Source organism: Neisseria sp. P0009.S007, assembly GCF_051962515.1.
Genome location: NZ_JBQCVF010000099.1, coordinates 1 through 7,800 on the forward strand (window position 1 = coordinate 1; position 7,800 = coordinate 7,800).

The 7,800-nt window shown below is 47.0% G+C and carries 7 protein-coding genes; 3 read left to right on the forward strand and 4 right to left on the reverse strand.

Annotated elements, in window-relative coordinates; translation table 11 throughout:
* Together nrdD and ACTHS3_RS09095 are read left to right on the forward strand one after the other, a co-directional pair.
* A partial coding sequence (gene nrdD, locus ACTHS3_RS09090) for an anaerobic ribonucleoside-triphosphate reductase (protein ID WP_440367751.1) occupies window positions 1-1,332 on the forward strand: 1,332 nt, incomplete at its 5' end.
* Between the two features lie 188 nt (window positions 1,333-1,520).
* Window positions 1,521-1,907 carry a DUF5339 family protein gene (locus ACTHS3_RS09095; protein ID WP_440367753.1) on the forward strand — a complete coding sequence of 129 codons (387 nt, stop codon included), beginning with the start codon at window positions 1,521-1,523 and terminating at the stop codon, window positions 1,905-1,907.
* A 382-nt stretch (window positions 1,908-2,289) separates the two neighbouring features.
* On the opposite strand, the gene ACTHS3_RS09100 is transcribed toward ACTHS3_RS09095, so the two are convergent.
* The 4 genes from ACTHS3_RS09100 to uvrA all read right to left on the reverse strand — a co-directional run bounded on the left by ACTHS3_RS09100 (window position 2,290) and on the right by uvrA (window position 7,610).
* Window positions 2,290-2,820, reverse strand: coding sequence for an REP-associated tyrosine transposase (locus ACTHS3_RS09100; RefSeq protein WP_440367755.1), 531 nt, complete (start codon window positions 2,818-2,820; stop codon window positions 2,290-2,292).
* Between the two features lie 475 nt (window positions 2,821-3,295).
* Window positions 3,296-3,760, reverse strand: a complete 465-nt coding sequence (locus tag ACTHS3_RS09105) for a hypothetical protein (RefSeq protein ID WP_440367757.1) — start codon at window positions 3,758-3,760, stop codon at window positions 3,296-3,298.
* 19 nt (window positions 3,761-3,779) lie between these two features.
* On the reverse strand, window positions 3,780-4,742 hold the full coding sequence (locus ACTHS3_RS09110) for a nucleotidyltransferase domain-containing protein (protein WP_440367759.1): 963 nt from the start codon (window positions 4,740-4,742) through the stop codon (window positions 3,780-3,782).
* An 18-nt stretch (window positions 4,743-4,760) separates the two neighbouring features.
* Window positions 4,761-7,610: an excinuclease ABC subunit UvrA gene (uvrA, locus tag ACTHS3_RS09115; protein WP_440367761.1), complete on the reverse strand. Its 2,850-nt coding sequence runs from the start codon at window positions 7,608-7,610 to the stop codon at window positions 4,761-4,763.
* A gap of 1 nt (window position 7,611) precedes the next feature.
* Between uvrA and ACTHS3_RS09120 the strand changes: the two genes are divergently transcribed.
* On the forward strand, window positions 7,612-7,800 hold a 189-nt coding region (locus tag ACTHS3_RS09120; protein WP_440367763.1), incomplete at its 3' end, for a hypothetical protein.

The following is a 7,800-nucleotide window of genomic DNA, read 5'->3' on the forward strand; positions in this document are numbered from 1 at the left end:
GAATTTCTGACTTATTTCGACTACTTCGCCCGCAAAGACTACGGCGACGATTATTTGGAAACCCACGGCAAAGAAATCGCCAACCATATGCAGCAGGTGGTGTACAGCATCAACCAGCCTGCCGCCGCACGCGGTTATCAAAGCGTATTCTGGAATATTTCCGTTTACGATCAATACTATTTTGACGCGATGTTCGGCGATTTCGTCTTCCCCGATTTCAGCAAACCGGTTTGGCCGAGCGTGGCGAAGCTGCAAAACTTCTTCCTTAAATGGTTTAATCAAGAGCGCACCAAAGCCGTTTTGACCTTCCCCGTCGTGACCGCTGCGATGCTGACCGACGGCGGCAAATGCAAAGACACCGTGTTCGCCGACGAAATGGCGAAAGAATTGGCGGAAGGCAATTCCTTCTTCGTCTATCTTTCCGACAACCCCGACTCCTTGGCTTCCTGCTGCCGCCTGCGTAACGCCATCGAAGACCGAACCTTCAGCTACACCCTCGGCGCGGGCGGCGTGGCGACCGGTTCCATCAACGTCATCACCATCAATATGAACCGGTTGGAGCAAGACGGGCGCGACCTTGCCGCCGAAGTGGCCAAAATCCACAAATACCAATACGCCTACCGCAAACTGATGGAAGAATACCAAGCCGCCGGCATGCTGCCCGTTTACGATGCAGGCTTTATCACGCTGGACAAACAGTTCCTCACCATCGGCATCAACGGCATGGCGGAAGCCGCCGAATCGCAAGGCATCAAAGTCGGCCACAACGACGACTACATCAACTTCGTCCAAGGTCGTCTGAAAACCATATTCGAAGCCAACCAAGCCGCCAGCAAGCACTACGGCGTGAAGTTCAACACCGAGTTTGTCCCCGCCGAAAACCTCGGCGTAAAAAACGCCAAATGGGATAAAGCCGATGGCTACAAAGTCAGCCGCGACTGCTACAACTCCTATTTCTACGTCGTTGAAGACGAAGAAATCAACGCGCTCGACAAATTCCTTTTGCATGGTAAAGAACTGGTGGATTGGCTCGACGGTGGCTCCGCGTTGCACCTGAACCTCGACGAAGCCTTGCCCGAATCTGGCTACCGCTCGCTCTTGGACATCGCCGCGCAAACCGGCTGCAACTACTTCTGCGTGAACGTGCGCATCACCATCTGCAACGAATGCGGCCATATCGACAAACGCACCCTGCACGCCTGTTCTGCTTGCGGCAGCCACGACATCGACTACGGCACCCGCGTCATCGGCTACCTGAAACGCGTATCTGCATTCAGTAGCGGTCGTCGCAAAGAACATGCGCTCAGACATTATCACCGTAAAGCGGCGTAATCGTTGAAAAAAAGATTGCTTGCAAGCCTAAGGCCGTCTGAAATTTCAGACGGCCTTGATCATGTTGAGATAGGCCGGCTCTTTCAATGATATAGTTTTGATTAAATTAAACAAAAACTCTTGACACCTTCATATAATGAATTAACATATAATATCCTTTAACCTAAATTTAAAAAAGTGAGAGACACATGAAAACATCAGCTTTATTGGCGGCTTTGTTGGTAGCCCTGTCCCTGTCAGCATGCGGCGGTTCAGGCTCATCTTCTTCTGCCGTTTGTGACGAGTACGAAAAAGCATTTGCCGAAGCAACTAAAGACGTAGATGCCGCAACCAAAGACATGATGCAAAAATCTTTCGAACAAACCAAAGAAGCGTTGAAAAACTTGCCTGCAGACCAACGCGATGCAACTTGTAAAACTTCTTTGGACGCTTTGAAAGGCGTTCCTGCTGCAGAAACTCCTGAAGAAAAAGCCGAAGAAGCCAAAGATGCTGCTGAAGAGGCTAAAGAAGACGCAAAAGACGCAGCGGAAGATGCCAAAGAAGCTGCTGAAGACGCTAAAGAAGAAGCTAAATAATTCGGATAGCTTTAGAGAAAAACGGATTCCAATGATTTGGAATCCGTTTTTTGTTTTGTGAATCAGAGTGTCTGGGATAAGGCATTTTTCAATTTTCAGACAGTCATTTCTTATGCCATCTGAAAGCGTTAGTTTCAACTAAGTTTAATTTACAACAGAAAGCCATCAATCAAACAACCGCGTGCGTGCGTACCGTACACACCCTACACGTTGGTTTTGAAGTTCCGCGTAATTCATAGGTAGGGTGTGTGGCGTAGCCACGCACGCGGTCGAATGGATATACAGGCTACGGCTTATCCTATGTATTGTTTAAAGTTTCGCATGATTCACAGGTAGGATGTGTGTGATACGCACGTGGTCGGTAAGTTTTTTATTATGGTATTCATTCCCCAAAACTCATTACCGCCGTTTCTTTTGTGCCGCCCCAATCTAACGGCAGCCATCCATCCCGTACATAACGGTGAAACGACGAAAACGGCCAATCGCGGACATTGCCGCACAATCCATGTTTGATGGGATTGAAATGGATGTAGTCCGTGCAACGTTGCAAATCTGTTTCGTCGCGCACGGTGTGTTCGTAAAAACGCCGTTGCCAAATACCGCGTTCGTGCCGCCGCTGTTTGCTGGCAGACAGGTTTTCGGCATGAGGGAAATGTGCAGAGAATTTGGTTTTAATCAGCCGCCAGCGCAGGGAATAATCCGCATCGTCGGGCGGCAACGTCCAAATGGCGTGAATGTGGTTCGGCAGCACGCATACGGCGACGGTTTCAAAGGGATATTGTTTTTGCACATCAATATAAGCCGCACGCAATAAGTCGATATGTTCGACAAGCAGGCGCGATTTTGGGTCGGCGAGTTTGACAGTGAAAAAGAATGTGCCGCCGGCAATGAAGTTTCTGCGATAACGCGCCATAGGATTTTTGTTTGTGGTTTGGATGTTGGAGAAGGAACGGTTTGTTGTTTAAGGTTTTAACTTTGTTGGAGCTAGCGCTTTCAGACGACATTGGAGGCCGTCTGAAATGTTGAAACGGCAAAACCGTCAATCAAGCAACCGCGTGCGTGCGTACCGCACACACCCTACACGTTGGTTTTTAAGTTCTGAGTGATTCATAGGTAGGGTGTGTGGCGTAGCCACGCACGCGGTCGGTTGGATATGCAGGCTACGGCTTGCTGATGTTTTCAGACGACATTAGAGGCCGTCTGAAAGCGCTAGCTTCAACGCAGTTAAAAGTTGAAACGGCAAACCGTCAATCAAGCAACCGCGTGCGTGCGTACTGCACACACCCTACGCGTTGGCTTTGAAGTTCCGTGTAATTCACAGGTAGGGTGTGTGGCGTAGCCACGCACGCGGTCGGTGGGTATGCAGGCTACGGCTTGCTATTTACAAGTCAAATCGCTAACTCATACTGCCCAATAATACTTTTTTTAATCTCAATATCTTTTGAGTTAAAAATTAAATGTTTGTATCTTTTTTCTGATTCAATTTTATTTTTAATTTTTTTCGCAATATTTTTATTTCCTTTATACAGGGTTATATGTGGGTTAAATCCAAATTCTCTTATTGGAAAATCTGGTTTATCCCAAATATCTTTTAATGCTGGAGAATTAACTTTAAATACACAAAAATATAAATTTTTATATTCCATAATATCTAAACCTACGACCTCTATTGATATAGTTTGGATAACTTTTTCTACTTTTTCAATCGTAGAGTCATTAAATTTATACCGCGGACCTCGAATTGTAATATGAGGGAAGCTAGGTATGGAATTATGATAATTAGAGCGTAATTCATTGAATAAATTATCTATTTCTTTATTTCTTATATTCAAAAGAAGAATTTTATTTTTCATAATGCTCACTCCAAATCAATTATGAAATTAAAAATAACCGTAAATCTTCGTCTATCGATTGATGTAAAAGTATATCGGAAATAAGTTTTCTAAAAGTCTTGCTATTTCCCAATTCTTCGAGCCTGCTATTATCAATTTCAGTATTATACTGTTCTTTGAGATTTAAAAAATCTATATATTCTTTTTCAAATAAAGTAAAATCATTATTAATTTTACTATTATTTAATTTATTTATGGACTCTCTCAGTCTTTCCCAGGGGGTCTTTTTAATCATTTCTATAAGGTCATCCTCTGAGTTAATTTTAAAAACGAATATATAAATAATAGTAGCAAATACTGTTAGTCTTCTGCTAAACTTTAGACTAATATTTTTTTTCCCCCATTTTTTTGATTGATTAGTGCGGCTTACTTCATAATTTAAACAGAGTGTCCTCCAAAATCTTAATATATCATTTAATAAAAAATACAATTTAAAATTACTATGTTCTTTATCTCTTAGATAAAATTTAATTATTTTTTCAATAAATTCATTATACTTCTCATCGTTATAGATACATTTACTTTCTAAAATAAGGAGCATTCTAGCTGTAAACCAGTTATTATGATCATCAATTGGAGAGCCAATTATTTTTTCAACTTCATTATATTTAAAAATTTTAAGGAATTCTCCGTCATTGCTAAATTCAGGAAATTCTAGTTTTTTATTAATTCTTATTAATTCAGAAAATATTTTTATTTCATCAATTTTCCCATAATGGTGTTGTTTATCATTTTCTCCAATTATAAAAATATCTAAATCAGATTTATCTGTTGCTTCTGAACGAGCAAAAGAACCAGTTGTATAGACACATAAGTTTTTAAATGCTTCAGATGAAAATGTACTACTCGAAGAAATCTCTTCCTTAATTTTTCCAAGTTTTTCTTTTGAGAATTTTTGTTTTGTTTCTAGTTGTTCTGCTTCTTGTGAGTTTAAAAAAGGCATAGTATTTCCCTTTATAAATTATTTAAAAAAATTTTTTAAGTATCTTCCAGTATAGCTCTTCTCAATTTTTGCTACAAGCTCTGGACTACCTTCCGCAATAATCCTGCCACCGCCATCTCCCCCTTCCGGCCCTAAGTCCACAATCCAATCCGCGGTTTTAATTACGTCAAGATTATGCTCGATAATCACAATCGAGTTGCCTTTGCCTTTCAGACGACCTATCACTTCCAGCAGCAGGGCGATGTCGGCGAAGTGCAGGCCGGTGGTGGGTTCGTCGAGGATGTAGAGCGTTCTGCCGGTGTCGCGTTTGGAGAGTTCCAAGGCGAGTTTGACGCGCTGGGCTTCGCCGCCGGATAGGGTGGTGGCGGACTGGCCGAGGCGGATGTAGCCTAGGCCTACATCCATCAGGGTTTGCAGTTTGCGCGATACGGTGGGGACGGCATCGAAAAATTCACGGGCTTCTTCGACGGTCATGTCGAGGACTTGGCTGATGTTTTTGCCTTTGTAGTGGATTTCGAGCGTTTCGCGGTTGTAGCGTTTGCCGTGGCAGACTTCGCAGGGGACGTACACATCGGGCAGGAAGTGCATTTCGACTTTAATCACGCCGTCGCCTTGGCAGGCTTCGCAGCGGCCGCCTTTGACGTTGAAGGAGAATCTGCCGACGTTGTAGCCGCGTTCGCGCGAGAGGGGGACACCGGCGAAGAGTTCGCGGATGGGGGTGAACAGGCCGGTGTAGGTGGCGGGGTTGGAGCGCGGGGTGCGGCCGATGGGGGATTGGTCGACGTTGATGACTTTGTCGAGGTGTTCGAGGCCGTGGATGTCGTCGTATGGGGCGGGTTCTTCTTGGGCGCGGTTGAGTTCGCGGGCGGTAATTTTGGCGAGGGTGTCGTTAATCAGGGTAGACTTGCCGCTGCCGGATACGCCGGTGATGCAGGTAATCAAACCGAGCGGAAGCTCAAGAGTAACGTTTTTGAGGTTGTTGCCGCGCGCGCCTTTGAGGACGAGCATTCGGTCGGGATTGACGGGCGTGCGTTCAGACGGTACGGCAATGGTTTTTTTGCCGCTGAGGTATTGTCCGGTAACGGATTTTTCGCATTTGGCGACGTTTTCGGGCGTGTCGGCAATCAGTACGTTGCCGCCGTGTTCGCCCGCACCGGGACCCATATCGACGACGAAATCGGCTTCGCGGATGGCGTCTTCATCGTGTTCAACTACAATCACGCTGTTGCCCAAATCGCGCAGGCGTTTGAGGGTGGCGAGCAGGCGGTCGTTGTCGCGCTGGTGCAGGCCGATGGAGGGTTCGTCCAAAACGTACATCACGCCGGTCAGACCGCTGCCGATTTGGCTGGCGAGGCGGATGCGCTGGGCTTCACCGCCGGAAAGGGTTTCGGCGGAGCGGCTTAAATTCAGGTAATCCAGCCCGACATTAATCAGGAAACCGAGCCGTTCGGTGATTTCTTTGAGGATTTTTTCGGCGATTTGTTTTTTGTTGCCGTCCAAATCCAGCGTTTCGAAAAATTGGTGGGTTTTGGTCAGCGGCCAAGCGGAGACTTCGTGCAGCGGTTCGCCACTGACGTAAACGTAGCGGGCTTCTTTGCGCAAACGTGCGCCGCCGCAGCTCGGGCAGGCGCGGTGATTTTGGTATTCGCGCAGTTTTTCGCGCACGGTCTCGCTGTCGGTTTCGCGGTAGCGGCGTTCGAGATTAGGGATGATGCCTTCGAAGGCGTGGCTGCGGTTGAAGGTGGTGCCGCGTTCGGACAGGTAAGTGAAATCAATGACTTCTTTGCCCGAGCCGTGCAACACGACTTTTTTCACTTTTTCAGGTAGCGTTTCCCAAGCAGCCTGCACATCGAAACCGTAATGCCGCGCCAGCGACTGAATCATTTGGAAATAGAATTGGTTGCGCTTGTCCCAGCCGTCAATCGCGCCTGCGGCTAAGGATAATTCAGGATGGGCGACCACTTTTTCGGGATCGAAGAAGTTAGTATTACCCAAGCCGTCGCAAGTCGGGCAGGAGCCCATCGGGTTGTTGAAGGAAAACAGACGCGGCTCTAATTCGGGCAGACTGTATGAGCATACGGGACAGGCGAAACGCGCGGAGAACCAATGTTCTTCGCCGCTGTCCATTTCCATCGCCAGCGCGCGCTCGTTGCCGTGGCGCAGCGCGGTTTCAAAACTTTCCGCCAGCCGTTGCTGGATGTCCGCCTTCACTTTCACGCGGTCGATGACTACGTCAATGTTGTGTTTGATGTTTTTTTCCAGCTTCGGCACTTCGTCAAGCTGATAGACTTCACCGTCCACGCGCACCCGCGCAAAACCCTGCGCCTGCAAGTCGGCAAAGAAATCGACAAACTCACCCTTACGCTCGCGCACCGCCGGCGCCAGAATCATCACGCGCGTGTCTTCCGGCAGTTTCAATACGGCATCGACCATCTGAGACACGGTTTGGCTGGATAACGGCAGCTTGTGTTCGGGGCAATACGGGGTACCGACACGTGCGTACAAAAGACGCAGGTAATCGTGGATTTCCGTAACCGTGCCGACGGTGGAGCGCGGGTTGTGGCTGGTGGATTTTTGCTCGATGGAAATTGCAGGCGACAGGCCTTCTATCAAATCGACATCGGGCTTGTCCATCATCTGCAAAAACTGACGGGCATAGGCAGAAAGGCTTTCAACATAACGGCGTTGGCCTTCGGCATACAAAGTATCAAATGCCAGCGACGATTTGCCGCTGCCTGACAATCCTGTTACCACCACGAGCTTGTGGCGCGGAATGTCTAAATCGACATTTTTCAAATTATGTGTACGCGCGCCGCGGATGCGGATGGTGTCATTATCGTGTGAATGTTTGGGATGATGGTTGCACATGGTGTCAGGCCGTCTGAAAAATAAAATAAACGGCTATTGTAGCACTTTTCAAATGACAGACTGGATAGATAAAGCATTTGATATAAAAGACACAAAGAGGCCGTCTGAAAATATGTTTTCAGACGGCCTTGATATAGATGGATCAGCTTATCAGTCGATTTTGCGGAGAATTTCGCGCAGGGCTTTTTGC

Coding starts and splice junctions, on each gene's coding strand:
- ACTHS3_RS09095 (WP_440367753.1), top strand. CDS start 1,521: ATGAAAACATCAGCTTTATTGGCGGCTTTGTTGGTAGCCCTGTCCCTG.
- ACTHS3_RS09100 (WP_440367755.1), bottom strand. CDS start 2,820: ATGGCGCGTTATCGCAGAAACTTCATTGCCGGCGGCACATTCTTTTTC.
- ACTHS3_RS09105 (WP_440367757.1), bottom strand. CDS start 3,760: ATGAAAAATAAAATTCTTCTTTTGAATATAAGAAATAAAGAAATAGAT.
- ACTHS3_RS09110 (WP_440367759.1), bottom strand. CDS start 4,742: ATGCCTTTTTTAAACTCACAAGAAGCAGAACAACTAGAAACAAAACAA.
- uvrA (WP_440367761.1), bottom strand. CDS start 7,610: ATGTGCAACCATCATCCCAAACATTCACACGATAATGACACCATCCGC.